At 71.9% G+C, this 26789-nt stretch carries 27 protein-coding genes; 12 read left to right on the top strand and 15 right to left on the bottom strand.

From position 1 onward, the window contains the following. Positions 1-7: 7 nt before the first annotated feature. The gene (locus FDM97_RS13610) at positions 8-1501 is read right to left on the bottom strand and encodes an IMP dehydrogenase (protein ID WP_137990672.1); all 1494 of its coding nucleotides are present in this window, start codon (positions 1499-1501) and stop codon (positions 8-10) included. 495 nt (positions 1502-1996) lie between these two features. Next, positions 1997-3166 (bottom strand): thiolase family protein, encoded by a 1170-nt coding sequence (locus tag FDM97_RS13605; protein WP_137990671.1) that lies wholly within the window; start codon positions 3164-3166, stop codon positions 1997-1999. Between the two features lie 118 nt (positions 3167-3284). On the opposite strand from FDM97_RS13605, the gene FDM97_RS13600 reads away from it, so the two are divergent. The 3 genes from FDM97_RS13600 (at position 3285) to FDM97_RS13590 (ending at position 5335) form a co-directional block, all read left to right on the top strand. Then, positions 3285-3746 (top strand): winged helix-turn-helix transcriptional regulator, encoded by a 462-nt coding sequence (locus FDM97_RS13600; RefSeq protein WP_137990670.1) that lies wholly within the window; start codon positions 3285-3287, stop codon positions 3744-3746. Positions 3747-3932: 186 nt separating this feature from the next. Beyond that, positions 3933-4808: an undecaprenyl-diphosphate phosphatase gene (locus FDM97_RS13595; RefSeq protein ID WP_137990669.1), complete on the top strand. Its 876-nt coding sequence runs from the start codon at positions 3933-3935 to the stop codon at positions 4806-4808. A 311-nt stretch (positions 4809-5119) separates the two neighbouring features. Continuing rightward, positions 5120-5335: a hypothetical protein gene (locus tag FDM97_RS13590; RefSeq protein WP_137990668.1), complete on the top strand. Its 216-nt coding sequence runs from the start codon at positions 5120-5122 to the stop codon at positions 5333-5335. 16 nt (positions 5336-5351) lie between these two features. Here the strand turns inward: FDM97_RS13590 and FDM97_RS13585 are convergent, their stop codons facing one another. Further along, on the bottom strand, positions 5352-5942 hold the full coding sequence (locus FDM97_RS13585) for a flavin reductase family protein (RefSeq protein WP_137990667.1): 591 nt from the start codon (positions 5940-5942) through the stop codon (positions 5352-5354). 83 nt (positions 5943-6025) lie between these two features. On the opposite strand from FDM97_RS13585, the gene FDM97_RS13580 reads away from it, so the two are divergent. Together FDM97_RS13580 and lnt are read left to right on the top strand one after the other, a co-directional pair. Next, on the top strand, positions 6026-6463 hold the full coding sequence (locus FDM97_RS13580) for a nuclear transport factor 2 family protein (protein WP_175439110.1): 438 nt from the start codon (positions 6026-6028) through the stop codon (positions 6461-6463). Positions 6464-6525: 62 nt separating this feature from the next. Next, a complete protein-coding gene (gene lnt / locus FDM97_RS13575; protein ID WP_137990666.1) occupies positions 6526-8229 on the top strand; it encodes an apolipoprotein N-acyltransferase in 1704 nt (567 codons plus the stop codon). On the opposite strand, the gene FDM97_RS13570 is transcribed toward lnt, so the two are convergent. After that, positions 8171-9076, bottom strand: coding sequence for a Gfo/Idh/MocA family protein (locus FDM97_RS13570; protein WP_137990665.1), 906 nt, complete (start codon positions 9074-9076; stop codon positions 8171-8173). The two genes, lnt and FDM97_RS13570, sit on opposite strands and share 59 nt — an antisense overlap. A gap of 61 nt (positions 9077-9137) precedes the next feature. After that, positions 9138-10325 carry an FAD-dependent monooxygenase gene (locus tag FDM97_RS13565; RefSeq protein ID WP_137990664.1) on the bottom strand — a complete coding sequence of 396 codons (1188 nt, stop codon included), beginning with the start codon at positions 10323-10325 and terminating at the stop codon, positions 9138-9140. Positions 10326-10406: 81 nt separating this feature from the next. Here FDM97_RS13565 and FDM97_RS13560 point away from each other — a divergent pair, with 81 nt between their 5' ends. From FDM97_RS13560 to FDM97_RS13550, 3 genes are all read left to right on the top strand, one after another. Further along, a complete protein-coding gene (locus FDM97_RS13560; RefSeq protein ID WP_137990663.1) occupies positions 10407-11033 on the top strand; it encodes a TetR/AcrR family transcriptional regulator in 627 nt (208 codons plus the stop codon). Positions 11034-11076: 43 nt separating this feature from the next. Next, positions 11077-11607 (top strand): DinB family protein, encoded by a 531-nt coding sequence (locus FDM97_RS13555; protein WP_137990662.1) that lies wholly within the window; start codon positions 11077-11079, stop codon positions 11605-11607. A gap of 156 nt (positions 11608-11763) precedes the next feature. Further along, positions 11764-12240, top strand: a complete 477-nt coding sequence (locus tag FDM97_RS13550) for a hypothetical protein (protein ID WP_137990661.1) — start codon at positions 11764-11766, stop codon at positions 12238-12240. Positions 12241-12269: 29 nt separating this feature from the next. Here the strand turns inward: FDM97_RS13550 and FDM97_RS13545 are convergent, their stop codons facing one another. The 7 genes from FDM97_RS13545 to FDM97_RS13515 all read right to left on the bottom strand — a co-directional run bounded on the left by FDM97_RS13545 (position 12270) and on the right by FDM97_RS13515 (position 18360). After that, a complete protein-coding gene (locus FDM97_RS13545; protein WP_137994797.1) occupies positions 12270-12743 on the bottom strand; it encodes a hypothetical protein in 474 nt (157 codons plus the stop codon). Between the two features lie 178 nt (positions 12744-12921). Further along, positions 12922-13605 carry a uracil-DNA glycosylase gene (locus FDM97_RS13540; protein WP_137990660.1) on the bottom strand — a complete coding sequence of 228 codons (684 nt, stop codon included), beginning with the start codon at positions 13603-13605 and terminating at the stop codon, positions 12922-12924. A gap of 80 nt (positions 13606-13685) precedes the next feature. Continuing rightward, the gene (locus tag FDM97_RS13535; RefSeq protein WP_137990659.1) at positions 13686-15263 is read right to left on the bottom strand and encodes an ABC transporter substrate-binding protein; all 1578 of its coding nucleotides are present in this window, start codon (positions 15261-15263) and stop codon (positions 13686-13688) included. 148 nt (positions 15264-15411) lie between these two features. Beyond that, on the bottom strand, positions 15412-16179 hold the full coding sequence (locus FDM97_RS13530) for an SDR family oxidoreductase (RefSeq protein WP_137990658.1): 768 nt from the start codon (positions 16177-16179) through the stop codon (positions 15412-15414). Between the two features lie 26 nt (positions 16180-16205). Then, positions 16206-16967 (bottom strand): 3-oxoacyl-ACP reductase FabG, encoded by a 762-nt coding sequence (fabG, locus tag FDM97_RS13525; RefSeq protein ID WP_137990657.1) that lies wholly within the window; start codon positions 16965-16967, stop codon positions 16206-16208. Positions 16968-17134: 167 nt separating this feature from the next. Further along, entirely contained in the window at positions 17135-17518 is a 384-nt protein-coding gene (locus tag FDM97_RS13520) for a DUF3037 domain-containing protein (protein WP_137990656.1), read from the bottom strand. Next, the gene (locus FDM97_RS13515; RefSeq protein ID WP_137990655.1) at positions 17515-18360 is read right to left on the bottom strand and encodes a HipA family kinase; all 846 of its coding nucleotides are present in this window, start codon (positions 18358-18360) and stop codon (positions 17515-17517) included. Before FDM97_RS13515 ends, FDM97_RS13520 begins: the two co-directional genes overlap by 4 nt. Positions 18361-18750: 390 nt before the next feature. On the opposite strand from FDM97_RS13515, the gene FDM97_RS13510 reads away from it, so the two are divergent. Both FDM97_RS13510 and FDM97_RS13505 read left to right on the top strand, forming a co-directional pair. Next, complete coding sequence (locus FDM97_RS13510) at positions 18751-20937, top strand: alpha-N-acetylglucosaminidase (protein WP_254705577.1); 2187 nt, start codon at positions 18751-18753, stop codon at positions 20935-20937. A gap of 76 nt (positions 20938-21013) precedes the next feature. Then, positions 21014-21436, top strand: a complete 423-nt coding sequence (locus tag FDM97_RS13505) for a Rieske (2Fe-2S) protein (protein ID WP_175439109.1) — start codon at positions 21014-21016, stop codon at positions 21434-21436. On the opposite strand, the gene FDM97_RS13500 is transcribed toward FDM97_RS13505, so the two are convergent. Continuing rightward, positions 21423-22082, bottom strand: coding sequence for a cysteine hydrolase family protein (locus FDM97_RS13500; protein ID WP_137990652.1), 660 nt, complete (start codon positions 22080-22082; stop codon positions 21423-21425). The genes FDM97_RS13505 and FDM97_RS13500 overlap by 14 nt on opposite strands. Positions 22083-22206: 124 nt before the next feature. Between FDM97_RS13500 and FDM97_RS13495 the strand changes: the two genes are divergently transcribed. After that, on the top strand, positions 22207-22674 hold the full coding sequence (locus FDM97_RS13495) for a pyridoxamine 5'-phosphate oxidase family protein (protein ID WP_137990651.1): 468 nt from the start codon (positions 22207-22209) through the stop codon (positions 22672-22674). A gap of 18 nt (positions 22675-22692) precedes the next feature. On the opposite strand, the gene FDM97_RS13490 is transcribed toward FDM97_RS13495, so the two are convergent. Then, positions 22693-23598, bottom strand: a complete 906-nt coding sequence (locus tag FDM97_RS13490) for a LysR family transcriptional regulator (protein WP_137990650.1) — start codon at positions 23596-23598, stop codon at positions 22693-22695. 74 nt (positions 23599-23672) lie between these two features. On the opposite strand from FDM97_RS13490, the gene FDM97_RS13485 reads away from it, so the two are divergent. Next, complete coding sequence (locus FDM97_RS13485; protein WP_137990649.1) at positions 23673-24692, top strand: DMT family transporter; 1020 nt, start codon at positions 23673-23675, stop codon at positions 24690-24692. Between the two features lie 756 nt (positions 24693-25448). Here FDM97_RS13485 and FDM97_RS13480 read toward each other — a convergent pair. Continuing rightward, positions 25449-26780 carry an aminotransferase class I/II-fold pyridoxal phosphate-dependent enzyme gene (locus FDM97_RS13480; protein ID WP_137990648.1) on the bottom strand — a complete coding sequence of 444 codons (1332 nt, stop codon included), beginning with the start codon at positions 26778-26780 and terminating at the stop codon, positions 25449-25451. Positions 26781-26789 lie beyond the last annotated feature (9 nt).

Here is a 26789-nt window from a genome sequence, read left to right as displayed (position 1 = left end):
GGTCAGATCACTCTCCGGAGTCGATGGTGGGCCGGCGCAGCTGCACCTCGGCGCCGGTCTGCTTGAACGACTCCGCGGACACCGGAACGAGCACCGCATCGCGGTGGAAGTCCCGCAGGTTCGTCGACCCGCAGCTGATCATCGTCGAGGTGAGCTTCGCCCTGGTCCGCTCCACGTTGTCGTACAGGCTGCCGGCGTAGGGCACGTAGCCGTCGACGCCCTCCTCGAAGACCATCTGGCCGCGCTGACCGTAGCGGGCCGCGTTCTGCGCGCGCCGCGAGCCCTCCCCCCAGTACTCCTTGTACCACTGGCCGCCGATCTGCATCTTCCGCGACGGACTCTCGTCGAGCCGGGCGAAGTAGCGGCCGAGCATGATGAAGTCCGCCCCCATCGCCAGCGCCATCGCCATGTGCGAGTCGTTGAGCAGACCGCCGTCGCAGCACAGCGGCACGTACACCCCGGTCTCCTGGGCGTAGGCGTCGCGCGCCTCGACCACGTCGAGCAGCGCGGAGGCCTGCCCGCGGCCGATGCCCTTCTGCGCCCGGGTGGTGCAGATGGCCCCGCCGCCGATCCCGACCTTCACGAACGCCGCGCCCGCATCGGCCAGGTATCGGAAAGCCCGCCCGTCGACGACATTCCCCGCACCGACGAAAGCGTCATCCCCGTACGTCTCCCGGGCGAATTCGAGGGTCTTCGCCTGGTATACGGAATAGCCGTCGGAGGAGTCCAGACACAGCACGTCCGCGCCGGCCTCCACCAGAGCGGGAATGCGGTCCTTGAAGTCACGGGAATTGACACCGGCCCCCACACGCAGACGCTTTTCGCTGTCCACCGTCGCACGGTGGTACGTCTTGTGGGCCTGATAGTCCCTCTTGAGGACCAAGGAGACGACCCGGCCGTCCTCGATTACCGGCAGCACGTCCAGATGGTGCTGCCAGATCAGCTCGTTCGCCTCGGACAGCGAAACCGAGGCCGGTGCGGTGACGAGATTGTTCCGGCCCCGCATCCGGTTGTGGGCCGTCTCGGAGGCCCCGTGGCGCTCCAGGTGGAAGTCGTCGAGGCTGATGATCCCCAGGAACTCGCCGTCCGCCTCCCCGCTCTCCGTGACCACGGCCACGCCCTGCTCGGTGTCGGCCAACCGCCGGGCGACCTCACCGAGTGGCGTCAGCGGCGCTACGGTGACGTCGCTGGTCCGGAAGCCGGCCTTGTGCCGCTTCACCGCCAGCACGTCCGCGACCTGGTCCTCGATCTGCTGATTCTGGTGGATGAACGACAGCCCGCCGACCTGCGCCAGCGCCACCGCCAGGCTCGGTGACGACACGGCCTGCATGATGGCGCTCACCATGGGGGTGGCGACCCGGATCCCCGGCTCCTCGCCGACCCGGTGACGGACCAACGGCGCCCCGAGATCCACATTGTCCGGCGTGCAGTCTTCTGTGGTCAGGCCCGGAATGAGGAGGTACTCACTCAGCGTGCGAGAAATCTCGGGGAGGATTTTCACGTCGTCTCCAGAAAGGAGCCTGCGCACCGATCAACGACGGATCGGCGAGGCTCGTACGGGCGGTGCGGATCGACGCCGGCCGGTAGCGCACTATCGGAAGAATGCGCTCTGAACATCCTCAGAGCGGGCGCACCCGGCGGGGCAGTGCGCACACGCGCGGCCGAATCGGCGACGAAGGCACGACAGACCCGAATCCGCACGGTGCTGCACAGGCGCTGACTTCCATTACGCCATACGGGATCGTACCGCACTGCTGTGTTCACCCCTTGACACGCGGCGAGTTGAGCGCGGCATTACCGAAGTCGCCGCGGGCCACTCGTACTTGTGCGTCGCGCCGTGAGCCACCGCGGGATCCGCTCGCCCTGACGCTCGGTGAGCATCTGGGCGAGGGGCCGGACATGTCCGGCGAGAGCTTCGAGTCCGGGACGGTCGTTCGGTCTCGTTCAGGCGTTCCGACCGCATCAACCGCCTCATTCAAGAGACAGGCCCTCACCCTCAGAGCGCCTCCACGATCATCGCGTTGGCCAGGCCGCCCGCCTCGCACATCGCCTGGAGTCCGTACCGGGCGCCCCGGGCCCGCAGGGCGTGGATCAGGGTGGTCGTCAGGCGGGTGCCGCTGGCGCCGAGGGGGTGGCCGAGCGCGATGGCGCCGCCGTGGACGTTGACCTTGGCCGGGTCCGCGCCGGTCTCCTGCTGCCACGCGAGCACCACGCTCGCGAACGCCTCGTTGATTTCGAAGAGGTCGATGTCGTCGAGTCCGAGCCCCGCCCTGCGCAGCACCTTCTCCGTCGCGGGGATGACGCCGGTGAGCATGAGCAGCGGGTCCGAGCCGGTCACGGCGAAGCTGTGCAGCCGGGCCAGCGGGCGCAGCCCGAGTCGTTCGGCGGTCTCCGCCGCCATGACGAGCACGGCCGAGGCGCCGTCGTTCGTGGGGCTGCTGTTGCCCGCGGTCACCGACCAGTCGATCTGCGGGAAGCGCTCGCCGAAGGCGGGGTCCTGGAAGGCGGGCCGCAGCCCGGCCAGGATCGCCGCCGTGGTCGAGGGACGTACGGACTCGTCGCGGCGGACGTCCCCGTAGGGGGCGACCTCGGCGTCGAAGAGCCCGGCCTCCCAGCTGCGGGCGGCCTTTGCGTGCGAGGCGGTGGCGAACTCGTCCATGGCCTCGCGGCCGATGGACCACTTGGCGGCGATCAGTTCCGCGCTGATGCCCTGCGGGACCAGGCCCTCGGGGTAGCGCTCCGCGACACCGGGACCGAAGGGGTCCGCGCCGGGCGGCACGTTCGACCACATCGGGACCCGGCTCATCGACTCGACCCCGCAGGCGACGGCGATGTCGTACGCCCCCGAGATCACCCCCTGCGCCGCGAAGTGCACGGCCTGCTGGGAGGAGCCGCACTGCCGGTCGACGGTGGTGGCGGGCACGGACTCGGGGAAGCCGGCGCCGAGCCAGGCGTACCGGGTGGTGTTCATGGCCTGCTCGCCGACCTGGTCGACGGTGCCGCCGATGACGTCGTCCACGAGGGCCGGGTCGATGCCGCTGCGCTCGATCAGGGCACCGAGGGTGTGCGAGAGCAGGGCGACGGGGTGGACCTGGGACAGAGCACCGTTCGCCTTTCCCTTGCCTATGGGCGTACGGACGGCTTCGACGATGACGGCGTCGCGCATGATGACGGGCTCCTCGATCACCTGGTGAGTTGGAAAACTGGACCAAGACCTGTCAGTAACATAGCCCAGTCAATTTGAATCTCAAACCCTCCCCACCGACTGCCTTAGGCTGGGGCGCATGAAGGCCGCCCCCCGCCCCTGCTCGATCGCCGACACCCTCGCCCTCGTCGGCGAGAAGTACGCACTGCTCGTCCTGCGCGAGGTCTCGCTCGGTGTCCGCCGCTTCGACCGGATCGCCCGCAACACCGGGGCCCCGCGGGACATCCTCACCGCGCGCCTGAAGCGGCTGGTGGAGGCCGGGATCCTGGAGAAGGTGCCATACAGCGAGCGGCCGCCGCGCTTCGAGTACCAGGCCACGGCGGCCGGACAGGAACTGCAGCCGGTGCTGCTGACGCTGATGGCCTGGGGCGACCGCCATCTGAACGCCGAGGACCGCCCGGTGCTCCTGGAGCACAGCTGCGGCGAGGTGCTCAGCCCCCGGGTCGTCTGCGCGTGCTGCGGCGACGAGGCGGACGCCGCGAGCCTGACCCATCACATGCGGGCGCCGGGCTGGACGACCACAGGCCCCGTGGAGACCTGAGATCAAGGCCGTCACTTCGGGACGGTACGCTGCGCAACGACCGGCGGTGGATCTCCGATCCGACCGTCGCGACCCCGCACCGTGAACGCCTCCGTGACCTGCGATACCCGCGATGTGCGTTTCGGTGCGGATGTCGCCGTGACCTTTTTCTGACCGCACGAGCACATTCGGGACGGCCCTAGCCCCATGAGTTGGTTCGAATCATTCATCCTCGGACTCGTCCAGGGGCTGACGGAGTTCCTTCCCATCTCCTCCAGCGCGCACCTCCGCCTCACCGCCGCCTTCGCCGGCTGGGAGGACCCGGGCGCGGCGTTCACCGCGATCACCCAGATCGGTACGGAGGCCGCCGTCCTGATCTACTTCCGCAAGGACATCGCGCGGATCGTCTCGGCCTGGTTCCGCTCGCTGCACGACAAGTCGATGCGCGGCGACCACGACGCCCAGATGGGCTGGCTGGTGATCGTCGGATCGATCCCGATCGGCGTTCTCGGCGTCACGCTCAAGGACCAGATCGAGGGCCCGTTCCGCGATCTGCGGCTGACCGCCACGACGCTCATCGTGATGGGCATCGTCCTCGGCGTCGCCGACCGTCTGGCGGCCCGCGACGAGATCGGCGGCAAGCACCGCGCCATCCGCGAGCGCAAGACGCTCAAGGACCTCGGTGTGAGGGACGGCCTGATCTTCGGCGTCTGCCAGGCGATGGCCCTGGTCCCCGGCGTCTCCCGCTCGGGCGCGACGATCTCCGGCGGTCTGCTGATGGGCTACACCCGCGAGGCGGCGGCCCGGTACTCGTTCCTGCTGGCCATCCCGGCAGTGCTCGCCTCCGGCCTCTTCGAACTGAAGGACGCGGCCGAGGGCGGCCATGTGTCCTGGGGTCCGACGGTCTTCGCGACGATCATCGCGTTCGGTGTCGGATACGCCGTGATCGCCTGGTTCATGAAGTTCATCACGACCAAGAGCTTCATGCCGTTCGTGATCTACCGGATCGTGCTGGGCATCGTCCTGTTCATCCTGGTCGGCACGGACGTCCTCAGCCCCCACGCGGGCGAGAGCGCGGAATGACCGGAGCCCGTCCGCGTGAGGCGGACGGGCTCATGTCCGGTCGGGCGGGTACCGGGTTGCGCCAGATCGGGACGGGGCGCCGGACTCGGGGGTCTCCGGCGACTCTTCTCAGGTGCGTCCCTCCCGAAGGGACGCGACGATCCTCCCGCCGTCGCGGGCGGGCCACGAGCGTGTACGCCGGCCGGGTCGACGCGTTCCGTTCACACCCCGTGCGAACGGCTCCCCGCGGTGGCGCCGGGATCGGCCCGGATACGCCCGGATCGGCCCGGATCCGCCGGGCGATCTTCGGAGCCCCGACGCACCCTGGAACCATGGCCTGGCAAGCACCCATCGTCGTGCACCGCCCCTCCCCCGGCGGCGGGCGGCGGGTCACCGTGCGCGGGCAGATCGTGGGCCTCGCGCACAACGACACCGACCTCGTCGAGTTCCTGCGCCGCGCCGGGCTCGAGGACGCCGACATGATCCTGGACGATCCCCACCTGGTGGAGTGGCGCGGCGGCCGCCCCCACCGATGGGAAGCCGCCTAGGACCAGCCGGGACCTGTCAGGCGTACGGCACCCGGGCGATCTCCCGGATGCCGCCCAGCGTCCCCCACTCGTTCCGGCCGAGCCGGGTCAGCGGCCGCATGAGCGTGATGTCGGGGTGACCGTCCACCATGACGGCCTCGTCCACAGCCGCGTGCACCACGCGCCCGAACACGACGGTCGAGTCACCGATCCGCAGCGTGGTGTGCAGCTCGCACTCCAGCGCCACCGGCGAGTCCGCCACCCGCGGCGCCTTGACCCGCAGGCTCGGCTCGCGCTCCACCCCGCACACGTCGAACTCGCTCATCCCGCGCGGGAAGTCCGTCGCCGTCGCGTTGATCTGCTCGAACAGCGGCTCGGGCGCGAGGTTCACGACGAACTCGCCCGTGTCCTCGATGTTGCGCAGCGAGTCCTTGCGGCCCACCGAGGTGAACTGGACCACCGGCGGCGCCACCGACGAGATCGTGAAGAAGGAGTGCGGGGCCAGATTGTCGGTCCCGTCCGCCGAGGTCGTGGAGATCCAGGCGATCGGCCGGGGTACGACGGTGGCGGTGAGCAGCCGGTAGAAGGCGTTCCGGTCGCTGAGGTCGGGATCGATGTCGATACGCATGTCCAGAAGTATGACCGGGATCCGACCACGCCCTCGCGGCACGGCTCTTGGCCCCGCGCCGCTCCCTGCCCGACACTGAGGCGATGACGCAGCGCGTGGATCTCGCGACCGTGATGGACCGGCTGGCCATCAACGACCTTGTCACCGGGTACGCGGTGGCCGTGGACGACTCCGACTGGGCGGGCTACCGGGCGCTGTTCACCCCCGACGGCAGGGCCGACTACCGCGGGTCCGGCGGTGTCGAGGGCCCGGCGGCCGAGATCGCCGACTGGCTCGCCGAGACGATGCGCCTCTTCCCGGTACGCCAGCACCTCATCGTGAACCGGCGGGTGAGCATCCAGGACCTCGGCGGCTACCCCGGCGACAGCGCGGAGGTCCAGGCCGACTACGTGAACCCGATGCGCTTCGAGTCGGGCGAGGACTTCGTCTGCGGCGGGCGGTACGCGTTCTCCCTTCTGCGGACGGAGCAGGGCTGGCGGCTGCGCTCGGTCGTCGTCCAGGAGAAATGGCGCCGCTCGTAGCGGGGCCGTACGGCTGACGGGGCCGTACGGCGCACACTGGAGGCGACACCTGGAGGCGCGGGATGCGGATTCCGTTCGGCCGTCGCGGCGCCGGGGCCGGTGACGATCCGGTGCCCGGGCCCGGGCCCGGGAGCGGGAGCGGGAGCGGTACGGGAGCCGAGGCAGGCCCCGAGGCCGGTCCCGAAGCCGGTCCCGAGCGCGCGCGCCGGAGGCCGGCGACGCCGCACCGCACCCCGCGCGCCCTGGCCGCGGTCGCCGCCGGCGCCCTGCCCGCGCTCGCCTTCCCCGCGCCCTCCCTCTGGTGGTTCGCGTACGTCGCACTGGTCCCGTGGCTGCTGCTCCTCCGCACCGCACCCACGGCGCGGCGCGCCGCCCTGGAGGGATGGCTGGGCGGCATCGGGTTCATGCTGGCCGTGCATCAGTGGCTGATGCCGAGCCTGCATGTCTTCATCCTCCTCCTGGCCGCGCTGCTCGGGCTGTTGTGGGTGCCCTGGGGGTGGCTGGTGCGGGCGATGCTCGGGGACGGGCCGTCCGGGCCACGGGCCGTCGCCGCGCTGGTGGTCGTCCCCGCCGGCTGGCTGATGATCGAACTCGCCCGTTCCTGGGAGGGCTTGGGCGGGCCGTGGGGTCTCCTCGGGGCCAGCCAGTGGCAGGTGGCGCCGCTGCTGCGGCTCGCCTCCGTCGGCGGCGTATGGCTCGTGACCCTGCTGGTGGTGGCGGTCAACACCGCCGTGGCACTTCTGGTGGTGTCCGCGGCCGCTGTACGCATCACGGCGCTGGTCGGGCTCGTGGTGTGCGCGCTCACCCTGGGCGTGGTCTGGTGGGGTGCCGCACCACCGCGTGAGCAGGGGACGGCACGGATCGCCGTGGTCCAGCCCGGGGTGTTCGACGGGTCCGGCGGCGCCGAGCGGCGGTTCGCCCGCGGCGAGGAGCTGACCCGTGGACTCGTCGGCCGCGACCTCGACCTGGTCGTCTGGGGCGAAAGCAGTGTCGGCTCCGATCTCACCGCCCGCCCGGACCTCGCGGCCCGGCTGACCGCGCTCGCGCGCGCGGTGGACGCTCCGATCCTCGTCAACGTGGACGCCCGCCGCTCCGACCGGCCTGGCATCTTCAAGAGCAGTGTGCTGATCGGGGAGCAGGGGCCGACCGGGGACCGGTACGACAAGATGCGGCTCGTCCCGTTCGGCGAGTACATCCCGGCGCGCGCGGTGCTGGGCTGGGTGACGTCGGTGGGCAAGGCGGCGGGCGAGGACCGGCGGCGCGGCACCGAACCGGTGGTGATGAACCTGCCGGCCGAGGACGGCGGCCCGGGGCTGCGCGTCGGTCCGCTGGTCTGCTTCGAGTCGGCGTTCCCCGACATGAGCCGCCGGCTGACCCGTGACGGCGCCGGCCTGCTGATCTTCCAGTCGGCGACCTCGACCTTCCAGAACAGCTGGGCGCCGGAGCAGCACGCCTCGCTGGCGGCGCTGCGCGCGGCCGAGTCCGGACGGCCGGTGGTGCACGCGACGCTGACCGGCGTCAGCGCCGTGTACGGCCCCGACGGCTCCCGCATCGGTACGACGCTCGGCACCGACCGGAGCGCGGCGGCCGTCTACGAACTGCCGCTCGCGCGGACGACCACCGGCTACGTCCGGTTCGGCGACTGGCCGCTGTACGGCGCGCTCACCGTCCTGGCGGCGCTCTGCGCCGCCGAGGGCATGGGCGCGCTCAGGAGGCCTGCGTCAGGGCCTCGTGCACCACGCGCTCGCACAGCTCGTGGGTCTTGAGCGCGTCCCGTGCGCTGAGCCGCTTGCCTGCCCGCACGGCGTCCAGGAAGGCGAGTACGGTCTGCTCGATTCCGCGCTGGCGGGCCACCGGCACCCAGTCCCCGCGCCTGCGGATGGTCGGCTGGCCCTTGTGGTCCACGACGTCGGCGATGTTGAGGACCTGGCGCTTGGTGTCCTGGCCCGAGACCTCCAGGACCTCCTCGGTGGAGCCGTTCATCCGGTTCATCATGCCGATGGCGGTGAAGCCGTCGCCGGAGAGCTGGAGCACGACGTGGTGCATCAGCCCCTCGCGGATCCGCGCCCGTACGTCCGTGTGCTCGACCTCTCCCGGGAGCAGGAAGCGCAGGGTGTCGACGACGTGGATGAAGTCGTCGAGCACGAGCGTGCGCGGGTCCTCGGGCAGACCGATCCGGTTCTTCTGCATCAGGATCAGCTCACGCGGGTGGTCCAGGCACTGCGCGTAGGCGGGCGCCATCCGGCGGTTGAAGCCGACGGCCAGGCTCACCCCGCGCTCCTCGGCGAGCTCCACGAGCCGCGCGGAGTCGGCGTACTCGTACGCCAGCGGCTTGTCGACGTACGTCGCCACTCCGGCCTCGACGAGCCGGCGGGCGATCTCGGGGTGCGCGGCGGTCGGCGCGTGCACGAAGGCGGCGTCGAGCCCGGCGGAGAGCAGGGAGTCGAGGTCGCTGTGGCGCCGTGCGTCCGGCACGTGGTGGGTCTCGGCGACCCGCTCCAGGGTCTTCTCCGTCCGCGTCTGCAGGTGGAGTTCGACCCCGGGGAGGGCGGCGAGGACGGGGAGATATGCCTTCTGCGCGATGTCGCCGAGTCCGATGCAGCCGACCTTCACGGGGTCTCCCTTGCGCTGGGTGGTGTGCCTTTGACGGCATGTGACCTGCCGTTCGCGCGGGTCAGCTTACGCGGGAGCGTGCGGCGGGGGCCGGTGGCCGCCAGTCCGCGATGCCGTCGAAGCCGCGCAGGACGAGGCCGGGGCCGAAGCGGGAGACAGCGGCGATGAGTCCGTTGCGCAGAGCGACGGCCGGACGGGCGGAGAGGAGGGTGAGCCGGCCGGTACGGGCGGCCTTGCAGACGATCGCCGTGGTGCGCGGCAACCGGTCGGCGGTGTACGCGGCCAGCGCGCGGCTCGGCGGCAGGCCCTGGCCGGCGTGGTGGGCGAGGACGATCGCGTCCTCGATGGCCTGGTTGCCGCCCTGGCCGAGGGTGGGCTGCATGGCGTGGGCGGCGTCACCGAGGAGGGCGACCCGGCCGCGGTGGAAGGCGGGCAGCGGGTCGGGCATGTGGTGGACGTCGTGGCGCAGGACGCCGTCCGGCTCGGCGGCGGCGAGGATCTCGGGGACGGGGTGGTGCCAGTCGCCGAAGAGGCGCAGGAGTTCGGCCTTCTCGTCGTCGGGCGCGTGGGTTCCTGCCGGGGCCGCGGCCATCGCGTAGGCGTAGATCCGGCCGTCCTTGAGGGGCTGGGTTCCCCAGAGGCGGCCGGCGCCCCAGGTCTCGTGCGGGGCGAAGGGGCGGTCGGGGGCGGGGATGACGACGCGCCAGGTGGTGAAGCCGGAGTACCGCGGGCCCGGGTGGCCGGGGAAGAGCGTGCGGCGGACGGTGGAGTGGATCCCGTCGGCGCCGAGGACCAGTTCGGCCTCGATGTCCCCGTCGGGGGTGCGGACGACGGCGGGCCGGGCGTCGTCACCGGGGTCGGCCAGGGACGCGGCCACCCCGGTCCGTACGACTCCTTCGGGCAGGGCGGAGGTGAGGATGTCGACGAGGGTGGCGCGGTGGAGCAGGACGAGCGGTCCGCCGAAGCGTGCGGCGGCGGCCTTGGCGCTGGTACGGGCGAGCCAGCGGCCGTCGGGGGCGCGCATCCCGCCGTCGCCCTGCCAGGCGGACAGTTCGCGGACGCGGTCGCCGAGTCCGATGACGTCGAGCGCGCGCTGGGCGTTGGGGGCGAGGCCGATGCCGGCCCCGACGGGGGTGAGGGCGGCGGCGCGCTCCAGGACGGTGACGTCCCAGCCGCCGCGGTGGAGGGCGACGGCGGCGGTGAGCCCGCCGATCCCGGCTCCGACGACGACTGCGCGGTGCTGTTCCATGGCTGCTCCCTGGGCTACTACACCTGTAGTGACGCCTCGACCGTACTACAGGTGTAGTCGACTGGGTAGTACGTTGTCCGCATGAGCGCACGCACCCCCGAGCCCGCCCCTGACGCCGCCCCCGAGCCCACGACCGCCTCCCGCACCGAGCGGATCGGCGACGCCGCACTCGACCTGCTCGTCGAGCGCGGCATGCGCGGGCTCACCCATCGCGCCGTGGACGAGCGGGCGGGGCTGCCCCAGGGGTCGACCTCCAACCACGCCCGGACCCGCCAGGCCCTGCTGGAGACAGCGGTCCGGCGTCAGGTCGAGCGGGAGTCGCGGGTCCTCACCCCGCACGAGATGCCGGGCCCCGGCAGCGACGCCGAGGTGCTGGTGGACGCCCTCTCGCTGGCCCTGCACCGGTATCTCACCGACCACCGGGCTCTGCTCGTCTCCCGCTACGAACTCGCCCTGGAGGCCACCCGCCGCCCGGAGCTGCGCACCTTCTTCGACGCGGCGGGGTCGGCGGCGTTCCACGGGCCGCTGATCGCGATGATGGCGGGCGCCGGCTCCTCCGCCCCCGAGCGGCACGCTCTGTCCCTGATCGCCTGGTGCGAGGGGCTGATGTTCTCCTGCGCCGTGGGCTCGTTCCACGCCGCCGTGCCGAGCCGAGCCGAACTGCGCACAGGGTTCGGGGAGTTGCTGCACGGCATGCTCGACGGGTGAACCGCGGCCGTTTCCCTGGCGCCGCCCGTGATCGTGGGCCACGATGCCCCTCATGACCTCTGTGGAACACACCGCACGCACCGAGCCGTCGACCACCGCGGGCGAGCGCGAGATGCTCGAGGGCTGGCTGGACTACCACCGACAGACGCTCGCCCTGAAGTGCGAGGGACTCGACGGGGCGCAGCTGCGCACGGCCTCCGCACCGCCCTCCGGCCTCAGCCTGCTCGGCCTCGTCCGCCACATGGCGGAGGTGGAGCGCGGCTGGTTCCGGCGGATCCTCGCCGGCGACCGGCCGGGCCGGATCTACAGCACCGAGGAGGACCCGGACCGCGCCTTCCACGTCACCGAGGCCGACACCTGGGAGGAGGCGTACGCCACCTGGCAGGCGGAAGTCGACCAGGCCCGGGCCATCGCGGCGGCCCACGGCCTCGACGACCTGGGCGCGGGCAAGCACCGCAGCGGCGAGACGTTCAGTCTGCGCTGGATCTACACCCACATGATCGAGGAGTACGCGCGGCACAACGGTCACGCCGATCTGTTGCGGGAGCGGATCGACGGCGCGACGGGCGACTAGGACGACCGGGGCGACCAGGGCGAGGCAGGCCGACCGGGAACGGGCGGGTACACCGGCGGAAATGCGCACGTCAGCCGTATCGCGGGCGTCACCCGTGCGGGGCATTCCCCGCCGGTAGGGGCGCGAAGATCGCCACGCGACCAGCAGAGTTGCCGGGTGCATGCAACGAGAACCACAGCGAGGATCCTGGTCGGGGTGGCGGTCGCCGCGCTCTCCGGCTGCGTATCGGTGGAGCCACCCCCCACGGCCCCCGCACCGCCCCAGGAGATCGGCCGCCCGGTCCAGGACGTGGACGTGGACGTGGCGCCGCAGATCGTCGAGGGACCGGCCCGCGAGGCCCTGGAAGCGGCGCTCCCCTCTCCCCCTCCGCCGTCGCCCCGCGCGACGCACGAGCAGCGCAAGGGCAAGGGCAAGGGCAAAGACAGGGACAAGGGGAAGGACGGGGCCGCGCTACGGAAGGGGAAGGGGCGGCCTTCGTCCGTACCGCATCCGCGCGTGCCGTCCGTGAAACCGCCGGCGATGCCCGAGCCGCCGCGCTCCCGGGCCGATGTCTGCGCCCTGGGCGAGCAGTACGGAGGCTGGCGCCCCGACAGCGCGCAGGCGAAGATCTGCCGGGGTACGTACAAGAACTGAGCGCCCGCCCTCGTGGCCGGGGGTCGCGGCTACCGGGCGCGGAGCCGTGCCTCCAGGCGCTCGATCGCGGCGCGGACCCCGTTGCCGTAGCCGTCGTCGTCCAGCGCGTCCGATGCCGCGCGGGCCCGGTCCAGATGGATCCGCGCCGCGTCGGGCCGCTGCAGCTTCACGTAGTCGGCGGCCAGGTTGAGATGGAGCGAGGGGTAGAGGGCCCGCAGCGCGACCGCCGAGTCGTGCTCGGCCAGCCTCTCCTCGCTCAGTCCCTCGGCCGCCAGGAGGGCGCGAAGGTCCCAGGCCAGCTCGGCGTCCGGGTCGTCCTGCGCGTCGGCCATGTAGTGCGCGAGCGTGCAGCGGTGCAGGGGGTCGCCGTCCGGGCCGATCTGCTCCCACAGCACCCCGAAGCGGTTGCGCGCCTCCTCGCGGTCGCCGCCGTGGAGGAGCATCATCGCCTGCCCGATCCTGGTCATGACGCCGTCGTCCGACACCTGCTGCTGCTCGGTCACTGCGGCCTCCACGCGCTCTCCGTCCAGGGGCTCCGACGCTAGCCGCAGGGACCGCCGATCCGGCACAGGCTCGGGCGGTGCCCCGAGCCTGTCAGCCGAGCGGGCTCCCCCGGAGGCCCCGCAGGGCCCTGGGCACCCCGGAGCCCTGGACACCCCGCACCCCGCCGGGCCCCAGGCCTCAGCCCAGGTCCGGGATGCGCCAGTCGATCGGCTCGTGGTTCTGCGCCGCGATCGCCTCGTTGATCCGCGTGAAGGGGCGGGATCCGAAGAACTTCTTCGCCGACAGCGGCGAGGGGTGCGCGCCCTTCACCACCACATGGCGCTCCTCGTCGATCAGCGGGAGCTTCTTCTGCGCGTAGTTCCCCCACAGCACGAAGACCGCCGGGTCCGGGCGCGAGGCGACCGCGCTGATCACCGCGTCCGTGAACTTCTCCCAGCCCTGGCCCTTGTGCGAGTTGGCCTCGCCGGCGCGGACGGTGAGGACCGCGTTGAGCAGCAGGACGCCCTGCTCGGCCCACGGCATCAGATAGCCGTTGTCGGGCACCGGGTGACCCAGCTCCTCCTTCATCTCCTTGTAGATGTTGCGGAGGGAGGGCGGGGTCTTGACGCCCGGCCGGACGGAGAAGCAGAGGCCGTGCCCCTGCCCCTCGCCGTGGTACGGGTCCTGGCCGAGGACCAGGACCTTCACCTTGTCGTACGGAGTCGCCGCGAGGGCGGCGAAGACCTCCTCGCGCGGCGGATAGACCGGCCCCTTGGCCCGCTCCTCCTCGACGAACTCGGTGAGCTGCTTGAAGTACGGCTTCTGCAGCTCGTCGCCGAGGACGCCGCGCCAGGACTCGGGCAGCATGTCGGTGTCGGTCACGTCAACAACCTCCGGTAGGCCATGGTTTCTACGCCACAGAACCTACCGGGGGCCACTGACAACGCCTGCCCGCGGGCCGCCTACCAGCTGGCCCTGCGGTTGAGCTCCCACATCTGCATGACGGTCTGCGGGTCGAGCGCCCGCTCGGCTCCGCCGATGTCCTCGCTGGACGCGATGTAGAGCTTGCCCTGCCACAGCGGGAGGAGCCGGACGTCCTGCGCCATGACCTCCTCGGCCTCCTCGAAGTCGCGGGCGACCGCGCCCCGGTCACTCTCGCGCCGGGACTTGGGGAGGAGCTCCTGGGTGATCCGGGGGCTCTCGTACGGCGTCTGGAGCACGTTGTCCTTGCCGACGAAGGGCGCGATGAAGTTGTCCGCGTCCGGGAAGTCGGGGGACCAGCCGCGGCCGAAGACCGGGTACTCGCCCGTCTTGAAGCCCGCCTGGAGCTGCTTCCAGGGCTTGCTCTTCAGCGTGATCTTGAAGAGCCCGGACGCGTCGAGCTGCCGCTTGAGCTCGGCGAACTCCAGCGCGGTGGCGGAGCCGTACCGGTCGGTGGTGAACCAGAAGGTCAGCTCGACGGGCTCGGTGATCCCGGCCTGCCGCAGGATCGCGCGGGCCTTGGCGGTGCTGGGCTCGCCGAAGCGGTCGAGGAACTCGGTGGTGTGACCGACGATGCCCTTGGGAATCATGGAGTACAGCGGCTCGGCCGTGCCCTGGTACGCCTTGTTGACCAGTTCGTCGCGGTCGATGAGCTGGGCGATCGCCTTGCGGACCGGCGCCTTGGCGATGACCGGGTCCTTGGCGTTGAAGACGAGGTAGCGGATGTCCGAACCGGGGGACTCGACGAGCTGGAGCCCCTCGTTCTCCTTCTTGTCCGACTGGAGGTCGACGACTTCCTCGGCGGTGAGGCCGCGGTAGGTGGCGTCGATCTCCTTGTTCTTGAGCGCGGTGACCATGGGCTCGGAGCCCTCGAAGTACCGGATGGTCACGCCCGCGTTCTTGCGGTCCGCGAACCCCTTGTAGGTGGGGTTCTTGGTCAGCTCGGCCCTGTCGCGCTCGACGTACTCGTCGAGGACGTAGGGGCCGGAGCCGGTGAGCTCGCCGTCCTCGCGGAGCTTGTCGGCGGGGTACTCGGCCGGATCCACGAGGGACATGGCGGGAGTGGCGAGGACGAAGGGGAAGGTCGCGTCGGGCTTGTTCAGCCGGAAGACGACGGTGCGGTCGTCCACGGTCTCGATCTTGTCGAGCGAGCCGAGCATGCCGTTGGGGCCGCCCTCGACGTCGATCTTCCGGATGCGCTCGATGGAGTACTGCACGGCCTTGGCGTCCAGTACGTGCCCGTTCGAGAACTTCAGGCCCTCGTGGAGCTTGCACTCGAAGATCCGGCTGGCCGTGTCGGAGAATTTGCAGTCGGCGGCATCGGACTGCGGGGTGGTGCTGCCGGTCGGGAAACTGACCAGCGTCTGGAAGACATTTCGGAACAGCTCCCAGGAATTGTCCCAAGCGGCTGCCGGGTCAAGCGTGGTGGGAGAACTCGTCGTGCCGACGACGATTCTCTGCTCCCCGGCGGACTCAGCTTCCGAAAACATGCCGCATCCGGACACCAGGGATATGGACGCAAGGGCTGCAGCGGCCTGCAGACTGGTCCGGTTGAACACGTGCACGCTCCTCGTTCAGCCATGGGTCGGCCGACCATACCGCAGCACCCCGCCAGGTCAATGTTCGGCCCTGGCGGGGCACTTGCGGCATTCAACGTATAACCGGGGCCAAACCGGTCAGGAATTCAGGAAAGTGTCCGGATATCGGTCACCCGACACCGGCGTTGAGGAAAATCCCCCCGTCGACGACGAGAGTCTGGCCGGTGATCCAGTCCGATTGGTCGGAGGTGAGGAAGGCGGCGGCGCCACCGATGTCCTCCGGGACGCCCAGCCGGCCGAGCGGGTAGGCGGCCGCCGCCTCGGCCTCCCGGCCCTCGTAGAGAGCCTGGGCGAACTTGGTCTTCACCACGGCCGGGGCGATCGCGTTGACCCGGACGGCCGGCGCGAATTCGTGCGCCAGCTGAAGGGTCAGATTGACCATGGCCGCCTTGCTCATCCCGTACGCCCCGATGAAAGGCGAGGCGGAGATGCCGGCGACCGAGGCGATGTTCACGATCGCGCCGCCGTGATCTTTCTGCCAGGCACGCCAGGTCTGCTGGGCGAATCCCAGCGCGGAGATCACATTCGTCTCGAAGACCTTGCGGGCGACATTCAGGTCGAGCTCGGCGATCGGCCCGAAGACCGGGTTCGTTCCGGCGTTGTTGATCAGGAAGTCGACCCGTCCGAAGGCCTCCATCGTCGCCGCGACGGCGGCGGCCTGGTGGGCCTCGTCGTGGGCCTTGCCGGGCACCGCGATGACCCGGTCGGAGCCGAGCTGCTCGACGGCCTCCTTGAGGGCCTCCTCGCCGCGGCCCGTGATGCACACCCGGTCGCCCCGGGCGACCAGCGCCTCGGCGATGCCGTAGCCGATGCCCCGGCTGGCGCCGGTGACGAGGGCGACCTTGCCGGACAGCTCCGGCAGTTCCTTCGTGCTCATGTCCGTATCCCCTTCCCGCCCGCGCGTCAGTTGAGCGGGCCGCCGGCCACGTACAGGACCTGGCCGGAGACGAAGCCTGCGTCGTCACCGGTGAAGAAGGCGATGGCGTTGGCGATGTCCTGCGGCGTGCCGACCCGCTGCACCGGGATCATGGAAGCGGCGGCGGCCTGGAAGTCCTCGAAGCCCATGCCCACGCGCTCGGCGGTCTGCGCGGTCATCTCGGTGACGATGAAGCCCGGGGCGACGGCGTTGGCGGTGATGCCGAACTTGCCGAGCTCCTTGGCGAGCGTCTTGGTGAAGCCCTGCAGGCCGGCCTTGACGGCGGAGTAGTTGGCCTGGCCGCGGTTGCCGAGCGCGGAGGACGAGGAGAGCGAGACGATCCGGCCGAAGCCCGCGTCCACCATGTGCTTCTGGCAGGCCTTGGCCATCAGGAACGCGCCCTTCAGGTGCACGTTCATGACCGTGTCCCAGTCGGACTCGCTCATCTTGAAGAGCAGGTTGTCGCGGAGCACGCCCGCGTTGTTGACGAGGATCGTCGGCGCGCCGAGCTCGGCGGCCACGCGCGCGATGGCGGCCTCCACCTGAGCGCTGTCGGAGACGTCACAGCCGACCGCGAGGGCGGTGCCGCCGGCGGCGGTGATCTTCTCGACGGTGTCCTTGCAGGCCGCCTCGTCGAGGTCGAGTACGGCGACGGCACGGCCCTCCGCGGCCAGCCGTACCGCGGTGGCGGCGCCAATGCCCCGTGCCGCGCCGGTGACGACGGCTACGCGCTGCTCGGTGGTCGACATGCTGGTTCTCCTCGCCCTTGGATCATCCCTGGATGCGGCCCACACGGTGCGTCCCACAGATGAGCGACCGCTTAGTACCTTCCGCAGACGAGACGCTAGAAGCCCTGGCACCCGGTGTCAACGGCCCACCGGGTGCCCCCGATCACTCCGTGTCGTCCTCCGGAGGCTCAGCGCACCAGCAGATCGAGCAGCCTTTCGACCTCACCCTCGGGATCGGCGGTCAGACCGGTGTGCACCGGGCCGGGCTGGACGACCGTGGAGCGGGGCGCGATCAGCCAGCGGAAGCGCCTGCCCGCGTCGTCGCCGGCGGCCTGCCCGGCGGCCTCGCCGCCCCGGCAGACCCCCTCGACCGCGTGCAGCGCGGCCCGTACGCCGATCACGTCGGCACCCGGGTCGAGCGCCTTGAGCTTGGTCTCGTCCAGGTGCGTGCGGGCGGCGACGAAGGACTTGGCGCGGCAGTAGACCACCACGCCGGCGTTGAAGCACTCACCGCGCTCGACGCGTGGCACGACGCGCAGCAGCGCGTACTCGAAGACATCGCGGTCGGTCACGTGGTGCGGTCCTTCTCGGTGGAGTGCGGCCTGGGGGCGAGGCGCTCGGCCAGCCAGCCGGGGGGCTGCGAGGGGCGGTGCTCGGTGCGCGGACCGAGCGTGACGCGCTCGTGGATGCTCTCGGCGCGCGGCAGCAGCGCCTCCACATAGGCCTGGCGCAGCGCGTCGGTGCTGTCGAAGCCGGGCTCGTCGACCAGCCACTCGTCGGGCACGTCGGCGGCGATCTCCTCGAGGAGCTGCCGGGTGACCAGCGGCGCCAGCTCGGCCGCGGCGGCGGCGATGTCCGGCGAGAAGGGCGCGAGCGCGTGGTCGGAGGCGTCGTACGGCTTGGCGGCGGAGGCCTTCGCGCCGGGCCAGTTGTGGTGCCAGATCATGGTGGCGCCGTGGTCGATCAGCCACAGGTCGCCGTGCCAGACCAGCATGTTGGGGTTGCGCCAGGACCGGTCGACGTTGTTGATCACCGCGTCGAACCAGACGACCTTCCCCGCCTCCTTCGCGTCCACCTCGTACGCCAGCGGGTCGAAGCCGAGCGAGCCGGGCAGGTAGTCCATCCCGAGGTTGAGTCCGCCGCTCGCCTTCAGCAGCTCCTGGACCTCCTGGTCGGGCTCGGCGAGTCCGATGACGGGGTCGAGCTGGATCGTGACCAGTTCCGGGATGCGCAGGCCCAGACGGCGGGCGAGCTGCCCGCAGACGACCTCGGCGACCAGGGTCTTGCGCCCCTGCCCGGCGCCGGTGAACTTCATGACGTACGTGCCGAGGTCGTCGGCCTCGACGATCCCGGGGAGCGAACCGCCCTCACGCAGGGGGGTGACGTAGCGGGTCGCTGTCACTTCTGTAAGCATTTTCCCAGGCTATCCGTATCGTTCGGCCCGCCCCTCCCCCCGAGCGGGCCACGATCAGCCCCGGGGCGGCACGGGGAGCGACGGTGGGCGCCAAAGGCGCGTACCGCGAGGATGATTGACAGGACGTCAGTGGGTGTCCGGCCGGCTCACGGTCGGGATCGACCCCGGGGCCGGGCGCCTGGCGGCGACTTCGCGCGCACCTTCCTCGTACGACGCCGCGTGCACCCGCAAGGATGAGCGTCGGCCGGTTCTCGGCTTCGCCTGCGCCCCCGGTGGCGCCGGCCGTCGGACAGTGGGCGAGCCATGCGCCGACCACTCCGAGCAGGGAGCCAGATGGGCAGCCGCCTCGTCCTTCGATGCCGTAACGCTCTTGCCGTCCTGACACTCGCCGTGACCGGTGCGCTGTCGCTGCCGGGCGGCGCGCCGGTCTCCGCCGCGGAGCCCGCCTTCGATCCGGCACCCGCCCGGGCGAGCCTGGAACGTCTGCTGTCGTGGCGGGCCGCGCAGTTCACCCTTGAGGCGGCCGAGCGGCCCGCCTCGGGCGACTTCTTCTCGGTCTCCGGGACGCAGGGAGCGATCCGTGTGCGGGGCACCTCGCCGGCCACGCTGCTCACCGGGGTCGGCTGGTATCTGGAGCGGGTCGCCGGTGTCGACATCGGCTGGCCCGGCGACAGCGTCGGCCGGCTCCCCGCCACGCTCCCCGCGGTCACCGGCACCCTCACCCGGTCGGCGACCGTGCCCCACCGCTACGCCCTCAACGACACCGACGAGGGCTACTCCGGCCCGTACCGCGACTTCACCGCGTACCAGCGCGACATCGACCTGCTGGCACTGCACGGCGTGAACGAGGTCTTCGTCCCGACGGGGGCGGAGTACGTGTACTACGAGGCGCTGCAGGAGTTCGGGTACAGCGAGGCGGAGCTGCGCGCCTGGATCCCCGGCCCGGCCCACCAGGGCTGGTGGCTGCTGCAGAACCTGTCGGGCTTCGCCGGACCCGTCTCGCGGCAGCTGATCGACGCCCGCGCGGCACAGGGCCGCCGGATCTCCGACCACGTGCGCTCCCTGGGGATGACGCCTGTCCTGCCGGGCTTCTTCGGCACGGTGCCACCGGGCTTCGCCGCCCGGAACCCGGGCGCGGTCACGGTGCCGCAGGGCACGTGGGTGGGTTTCGAGCGCCCCGACTGGCTGGACCCGACCGGACCGGTCTTCGACCGGCTGGCCGCCGCGTACTATCGCGTCCAGCAGCGGCAGTTCGGTGACAGCACCATGTTCAAGATGGATCTGTTGCACGAGGGCGGCAGCCCCGGGCCGGTGGATGTCGCGGGCGCGGCCGGGGCCGTCCAGAAGGCCCTCGACGCAGCCCATCCGGGCGCCACCTGGGTCATGCTCGGCTGGCAGCGCAATCCGCCCACCACCGTCCTGAGCGGCGTGGACCGCGGCCGGGTGCTGATCGTCGACGGCCTCTCCGACCGGTACGACACCCTGGACCGCGAGACCCAGTGGGGCGGTACGCCGTACGCCTTCGGCACGATCCCCAACTTCGGCGGCCACACCAGCATGGGCGCCAACACGGGCGTATGGGTGAGCCGCTTCCAGCAGGTACTGGCCAAGCCCGGGAGCACCCTGCGCGGCATCGCCTACCTCCCGGAAGGCACCGGCGGGAACCCCGCGGCCTTCGACCTGTTCACCGAACTCGCCTGGCAGCCGGGACCGATCGACCATGCGGCCTGGTTCGCCGCGTACGCGGCCCGCCGCTACGGCGGTGCGGACCCGCACGCGGCCGCCGCGTGGGAGGAGCTGCGCCGCGGTCCGTACAGCACCGCCTCGGGCACCTGGAGCGAGCCGCAGGACAGCCTGTTCACGGCCCGCCCGAGCCTGACGGCGGCCCGCAGCGCGCGGTGGAGCCCGACCGCGATGCGGTACGACGCGGCGACCGTGCGGCGCGCCCTGGGGGAGCTGCTCCAGGTGGCTCCCGAGCTGCGGACGACGGACGCCTACCGCTTCGACCTGGTGGACGTGGCACGCCAGGCGCTCACCAACCACAGCCGCGTCCTGCTGCCGCGGATCAAGGCGGCGTACGACGCCGGGGACCGGGCGGCCTTCCGCGCGCTGGCGGGCGAGTGGAATGCCGACGAGGCACTGTTGGGGCGGCTTGTCGGCTCCGATCGGCGGTTCCTGCTCGGTCCGTGGCTCGCCGACGCCCGCTCCTGGGGAGCCGACCCCGCCGAGAGCGACCGGCTGGAGTACGACGCCCGCTCGATCCTGACCACCTGGGGCGACCGGGGACCGAGTGAGGGCGCGCTGCGCGACTACGCCAACCGCGAGTGGGACGGGCTTGTCCGTGACGTCTACGCCAAGCGCTGGGCCGCGTACTTCGCGAGTCTGGACACCGCGCTGACCGACGGCACCGCTCCGGCCGCCATCGACTGGTTCGCCATGGACGACGCCTGGGCGCGGGGGCACGAGACCTATCCGACGGCTCCGTCCGGTGACCCGGTGGCCCTGGCCCGCGAGGTCATGGCAGCGCTTCCACCGGTGCCGGCGAGGGGTACGGCCAACGAGTCTGCGCGTGGCTGAACGATTCGGGGCACCCGCACGTACTCACTCCTGACACAGTGATCGCGTCGATGTGATCGGAACCCAAGGGGACTCGATGAGTGGTGAAGTGGCACGCCGGACGGTGGTCTCGGCAGCGGGTGGCGCGGGTCTGGTGGCGGTGCTCACCGCCTGCGGCGGAGGCACGGACGGCAAGACGGGTGCCGGCTCGCCGGGGGCCCCGAAGGAGGCGGGGACGCCGCTCGCCAGGGTCGCGGACATCCCGGTGGGCGGCGGCAAGGTGCTCGCCGACAAGGGGGTGGTGATCACCCAGCCGGCGGCCGGTGAGTTCAAGGCGTTCTCGTCCAAGTGCACCCACCAGGGCTGCGCCGTCAGCGGTGTCGCCGACGGGGTCATCACCTGCCCCTGCCACCAGAGCCTGTTCGACGCGTCGGACGGCAGTGTGAAGGGTGGCCCGGCCACCTCTCCCCTGCCGCCGACCCCGATCAAGGTCGAGGGGGACTCGATCACGCTCGCGTGACGCGCCGCGGGCTCTTCCAGCAGCGCAGCACCTCCTCGGTGGTGGCGATGGTGGAGACGAGCGCGAGCGTGTGGCGGATCATCGCGGGGGTGTAGTCGGCCGGCACCCCCGCGATGGCGTCACTGGGCACGACCACGGTGTATCCCAGGTTGACCGCGTCGAAGACGGCGTTGGGCACGGCCACGTTGGCCGAGACTCCGGTGACGACGAGGGTGCGGCAGCCGAGATTGCGCAGCAGCGGGTCGACGTCGGTCCCGGCGAGGGGCGAGAGCCCGTGCAAGCGCCGTACGACCAGGTCCTGCTCCGCGACCTCGATGGGCTCGGCGATCCGTACCGCCGTACTTCCGCTGTGCTGCTGTACGGGGAGTCTGGCGGCGGCCCGGAACAGCCGGGCGTTGCTGTTGGCGCCGCGCCCGTCCGGCCGGCGCTCGGCGACGGCGTGCAGCACCTGCACGTCGGCCTCGTGCGCGGCCGCGACCAGCCGGGCGATGTTGGTCAGGACGCCCGAGGAGCGGGCTGCGGTGGCGAGTTCGGGCAGGGCGCTGTGCCGGCCCACGACGCCCTGCTGGCACTCGACGGTGAGCAGTACGGTGCCGGCCGGTTCGAGCTGCTCCTGGAGCTGAGCCCACTGAGTCGCACTGGTCATGGTCCCCCTCGGCCTTCCCTCTTTCTTCGCACTCCGGGCGGAGGACGTTAGCCACCCTTGCCCCAGGAGGGAAGTGCCCCCATGCTTTCTGACACATCATCAGAATTCTAGAAGGGGGCGGCCGATGACCGTCGCACAGCGCCGCGGACGCCGGATCATGATGACCCCGGCCGAGCTGGACACCTTCCTGACCGAGCAGCGCACGTGCCGGGTCGCCACGGTCTCCGCCGACGGCCGGCCGCATGTCGGCGCTCTCTGGTTCGTCTGGGACGGGACCTCGCTCTGGCTCTACTCGATCACCAGGAGCCGTCGTTGGGCCCAGTTGCGCGCCGACCCCCGGATCGCGGTGGTGGTGGACGACGGCGAGGAGTACGGGGAGCTGCGCGGCGCCGAGCTGTCGGGCACCGCGGTCTTCGTCGGCGAGGCACCGCGCACCGGTGAGCCGTGTCCCGAACTCGACGTCCCCGAGCGGCTCTTCGCCGCCAAGAACTTCGGTCTGGACGCGATGCCGCACGACGGCCGGCACGCCTGGCTGAAGCTGACCCCGGACGCCGTCGCGTCCTGGGACTTCCGCAAACTGGCCGGCCTCTGAGCCCCTGAGAGGCCCCTGTCAGCTGCTCAGCGGCCGTCCCACACCGCGGAGCGCCTCGACCGCCGCCCTGATCGAGGGGCGCCGGTCGGCGTCGGAGCGCCAGGTCGCGTAGATGTGCCGCCGCATCTTCTGCCGTACGGGGACGAACGCGACGCCCTCCGGTGCGAGGCCGCGGCCGAGCCGAGGGGTGACGCACACGCCGAGCCCGGCGGCGACCAGCGCGAGCTGGGTGTGGTGCTCCCCGACGAAATGGGAGATGCGCGGCTCGATGCCCTGCGAGCGCAGGGTGAACATCAGCCAGTCGTGGCAGAACTCGCCCTCGGGCCAGGACACCCACTCGTCGTCGCCGAAGTCGACCAGGTCCACCTCGTCGCGCGCCGCCAGCGGGTGGCCCGAGGGCAGGGCGACGTCCGCGGCGTCGTCGAGGATGTGGGCCCGCTCCAGCCCGCCCGGCACGGGCGCCCGCTTGTTGCTCCAGTCCAGGACGAGCGCGAGGTCGGCATCGCCCCGCAGCACCTCTCGGATACCCTGCTCCGGCTCCAGCTCGGCGGTTCTCACGCGCAGGTCGGGGTGGTCGGTGCGGAGCGCGGCGAGGGCTCCGGGCAGCAGTCCGCGGGCCGCCGTGGGGAAGGCCGCGATCCGCACCTCGCCCACCACCTGTCCGCGCTGCGCCTCGATGTCCGCCTGGGCGAGCTCGACCTGGGAGACGATGCGCGCCGCGTGCTCGGCGAGGAGCAGGCCGGCGTCGGTGAGCCGTACGCCCCGGCCGTTCTTGGCGAGCAGCTGCTGGCCGACCTCGCGCTCCAGCTTGGACAGCTGCTGCGAGACGGCCGAGGTGGTGACGTGCAGGCCGTCGGCGGCTCCGCTGACCGATCCGTGGCGTGCGACGGCGTCCAGGGTCCGCAGGCGCTCCAGATTCAACATGTAAGCAATGCTAAGGGAACGGATTCAATTAATCTCGCTTGTTCTAAGAGATTGAAGCCGTCACCCTGAATGTCATGAGCCCCGACTCCCCTCCCGCCGCCCGTCGGCCCCGCATGCTCGACTGGCGCATCCGTTTCGGTGTGCTGGCCCTGATCTGGGGCTTCAGCTTCCTCTTCATCAAGGTCGGTACGGAGGGGTTCGCGCCGTTCCAGGTGACCTTCGGCCGTCTTCTGTTCGGTACGGCGGTGCTGGCCGTCGCGATGGCGGTCAAGCGCGAGCGGCTGCCGCGCGGCCGCCGCACCTGGCTCCATCTGACGGTGGCCGCGTTCCTGCTGAACGCGCTGCCGTTCTCGCTCTTCTCGTACGCCGAGCTGACCATCCCCTCGACGCTCGCGGGCATCTGCAACGCGACGACGCCGCTGTGGGGCATGGTCCTCTCACTGGTCGCGCTCTCCGAGGACCGTCCGACACGCGTGCGTGCGGCGGGCCTGGGCATCGGCTTCATCGGGGTGCTGACCGTGCTCGGCGCCTGGCAGGGCTTCTCGGGCCTCGACGTCACCGGCACGGCGATGGCCCTGCTCGCCTCCTTCAGCTACGCGGTGGGCTGGATCTACGTCCGCCGCACGCTGACCGGCACCGGCGCGTCGAACCTCTCGCTCGCGGGCACCCAGGTGGGCCTCGCGACGCTGCAACTGGCGGTGGTGACTCCCCTGTTCACCTCGCTCCCGTCCACGGTCGAGATCGTTCCGCTGCTCGCCGTGATCGCCCTGGGGGCGCTGGGCACGGGGTACGCGATGCTGCTGCAGTACGGGGTGGTGGCCGAGGTCGGCCCGACGACGGCGGCGATGGTCACGTACTTCATCCCGGTCATCGCCACGGCGGCGGGCGTCGCCGTCCTCGACGAACAACTCGCCTGGAACACCCCGGTCGGCGCCGTGATCGTCCTCGCGGGCGCGGCCCTGACCCAGACCCGGGGGCCACGCCGCGCGACGGCAGCCGGAGCGGAGGCGGCAGCGATCCGCGCGTCCGGCGCCCCAGCCACGGAGCCCGCGACACCCCCACCGAGCCGCCGCCCTGCGGCCCGCCACTCGTAGCGGACCAGGCGGGAAGCTGGGCACCGGAACCCGCATCGCCGGCCGTCGGTCGCCCGCCCACTGGGCCCGGCTCCGACCCGCCTCGGCGGGCGAGACGGTCCGCGAAGCTCGCGACGGGGGGCGCGGCCCTCACACCCTGGCCGGGCCGCCGACCGGCGACCGGCGGCCCGTCCCGTAGGAGACCGCACACGTGCCGGTCCTGCGGCCGGCTCGGGGCCGGAACCCGCATCGCTGAGTGTCGGGCACGCGACCACTGGACCGGCTCCGGCCCGCCTCGGCGGGCGAGACGGTCCGCAAAGCCCGGAGCCGGGGGCGCGGCCCTCACCCTCGCCGGGCCGCCGACCGGCGACCGGCGGCCCGTCCCGCAGGAGACCGCACGCGCCCCAGCCTGCGACCAGCAGGGGCCGGAACCCTCATCGCTGAGTGTCGGGCACGCGACCACTGGACCGGCTCCGGCCCGCCTCGGCGGGCGAGACGGTCCGCAAAGCCCGGGGCCGGGGGCGCGGCCCTCACCCTCGCCGGGCCGCCGACCGGCGACCGGCGGCCCGTCCCGTAGGAGACCGCACGCGCCGCAGCCTGCGACCAGCGGGGGCCGGAACCCTCATCGCCGGGTGTCGGGCACCCGACCGCTGGACAATCCCGACGCCGCCCGCACCGCCGCAGGCGGGGCGTCACCAGGAGGCCGTGACCGCACGGTACGGATCACGGCGCCGGGGTGCAGCCGGGGCACCGCCCCGGCGATGCCCCGGACCGCCCTCAGCCGTAGCTCCGGGCCGGCGCCGGCCCCGCCGCCCCCGCGACCGCGTCGGCCAGATCTTCGACGTCGGCCACCGTCAGGCCGGAGACGGTCAGCCGGACGGCCGGCCCCGCGTTCATCCGGAACCGGGCGCCCGGCGCCACCGCCCAGCCCGCGCCCAGCAGGCGCGTCACCGCGCCCGTCTCGTCGGAGACCGGCACCCACACGTTCATCCCGCTGCGCCCGTGCGCCTCGACGCCTCGCCGCCGCAGCGCCCGTACGAGCCCGTCGCGCCGCTCCGCGTACGAGCCCGCGACCGCCGCCGTGTCCACGGCGCCCGTCGCCCACAGATGCGCGACCGCGCGCTGCAGGAGCCTGCTGACCCAGCCGGGGCCGAGCCGCTGACGCCCGAGGACCCGGTCGACGGTCTCGGCGTCGCCGGTCAGCGACGCGATCCGCAGGTCCGGCCCGTACGCCTTGGCGACCGAACGCACCATCGCCCAGTGGTCGGTCACCCCCGCCAGCGGGTGCAGCGGCAGGTCGACGATGCCGTGGCCGTGGTCGTCCTCGATGAGCACCACGTCCCGGTGACCGGCGAGCAGCTCGCGCAGTTCGGCGGCGCGGGCCGCGCTCACGGCCGCGCCGGTCGGGTTCTGCGCCCGGTCGGTGACGATCACCGCCCGGGCGCCGTCCCTCAGCGCCCGCTCGACGGCCTGCGGCAGCGGCCCCTCGTCGTCGACCGCGATCGGCACCGGCCGCAGTCCGAGCGCCGGAACGAGGTCGAGCAGGCTCCCCCACCCCGGGTCCTCGACCGCGACCGCGTCACCGGCCCTGAGGTGGACCGCGAGGACCCGCTCCACGGCGTCCAGCGACCCGGAGGTGACCGCGACCGGCCCGCCGGGAACCCCGTCCGCGTCGAGCGCGGCGCGCGCGAGCCGGGCGAACTCCTCGTCGACAGGGGCCTCTCCGTACATCCCTGGCCGCTCGGCCTCGTGCCGCGCGGCCTCGGCGAGCGCCTCGCCGAGGGCCGGCAGCAGGGCCGGGTCCGGGTTGCCCTTGCTCACGTCCCGTACGCCGGCCGGAGCCTCCACCCGAATCGAGCCACGGGCCGTCGTGGCGGGCCTCGGCCGCACCCTGCTGCCGCGCCGTCCGTCCGTCTCGATGACCCCGCGTTCCCGCAGCGTCCGGTACGCGGCGGCGACCGTGTTCGGGTTCACTCCGAGCGTCACCGCCAACTCCCGCATCGGCGGCAGCAGTTGGCCGGGCTCCAGCGCACCCGAACCCACCCCGCGTTCGACGCTGGCGGCGATGTCCGATGCGCGACGGCCTTCGATCCGATACTCTCCTAGCACAAAACAGAT

Origin of the sequence: Streptomyces vilmorinianum (assembly GCF_005517195.1) — a bacterium.
Lineage (GTDB): Bacteria > Actinomycetota > Actinomycetes > Streptomycetales > Streptomycetaceae > Streptomyces > Streptomyces vilmorinianum.
Note: the sequence above shows the minus strand (reverse complement) of the source record. Positions and strands in the feature narration are given on the sequence as shown.

Coding starts and splice junctions, on each gene's coding strand:
- FDM97_RS13515 (WP_137990655.1), bottom strand. CDS start 18,360: ATGCTTACAGAAGTGACAGCGACCCGCTACGTCACCCCCCTGCGTGAG.
- FDM97_RS13605 (WP_137990671.1), bottom strand. CDS start 3,166: ATGCGCGACGCCGTCATCGTCGAAGCCGTCCGTACGCCCATAGGCAAG.
- FDM97_RS13500 (WP_137990652.1), bottom strand. CDS start 22,082: ATGACCAGTGCGACTCAGTGGGCTCAGCTCCAGGAGCAGCTCGAACCG.
- FDM97_RS13495 (WP_137990651.1), top strand. CDS start 22,207: ATGACCGTCGCACAGCGCCGCGGACGCCGGATCATGATGACCCCGGCC.
- FDM97_RS13585 (WP_137990667.1), bottom strand. CDS start 5,942: ATGCGTATCGACATCGATCCCGACCTCAGCGACCGGAACGCCTTCTAC.
- FDM97_RS13555 (WP_137990662.1), top strand. CDS start 11,077: ATGCCCCTCATGACCTCTGTGGAACACACCGCACGCACCGAGCCGTCG.
- FDM97_RS13505 (WP_175439109.1), top strand. CDS start 21,014: ATGAGTGGTGAAGTGGCACGCCGGACGGTGGTCTCGGCAGCGGGTGGC.
- FDM97_RS13590 (WP_137990668.1), top strand. CDS start 5,120: ATGGCCTGGCAAGCACCCATCGTCGTGCACCGCCCCTCCCCCGGCGGC.
- fabG (WP_137990657.1), bottom strand. CDS start 16,967: ATGTCGACCACCGAGCAGCGCGTAGCCGTCGTCACCGGCGCGGCACGG.
- FDM97_RS13560 (WP_137990663.1), top strand. CDS start 10,407: ATGAGCGCACGCACCCCCGAGCCCGCCCCTGACGCCGCCCCCGAGCCC.
- FDM97_RS13530 (WP_137990658.1), bottom strand. CDS start 16,179: ATGAGCACGAAGGAACTGCCGGAGCTGTCCGGCAAGGTCGCCCTCGTC.
- lnt (WP_137990666.1), top strand. CDS start 6,526: ATGCGGATTCCGTTCGGCCGTCGCGGCGCCGGGGCCGGTGACGATCCG.
- FDM97_RS13485 (WP_137990649.1), top strand. CDS start 23,673: ATGAGCCCCGACTCCCCTCCCGCCGCCCGTCGGCCCCGCATGCTCGAC.
- FDM97_RS13565 (WP_137990664.1), bottom strand. CDS start 10,325: ATGGAACAGCACCGCGCAGTCGTCGTCGGAGCCGGGATCGGCGGGCTC.
- FDM97_RS13600 (WP_137990670.1), top strand. CDS start 3,285: ATGAAGGCCGCCCCCCGCCCCTGCTCGATCGCCGACACCCTCGCCCTC.
- FDM97_RS13490 (WP_137990650.1), bottom strand. CDS start 23,598: ATGTTGAATCTGGAGCGCCTGCGGACCCTGGACGCCGTCGCACGCCAC.
- FDM97_RS13595 (WP_137990669.1), top strand. CDS start 3,933: ATGAGTTGGTTCGAATCATTCATCCTCGGACTCGTCCAGGGGCTGACG.
- FDM97_RS13580 (WP_175439110.1), top strand. CDS start 6,026: ATGACGCAGCGCGTGGATCTCGCGACCGTGATGGACCGGCTGGCCATC.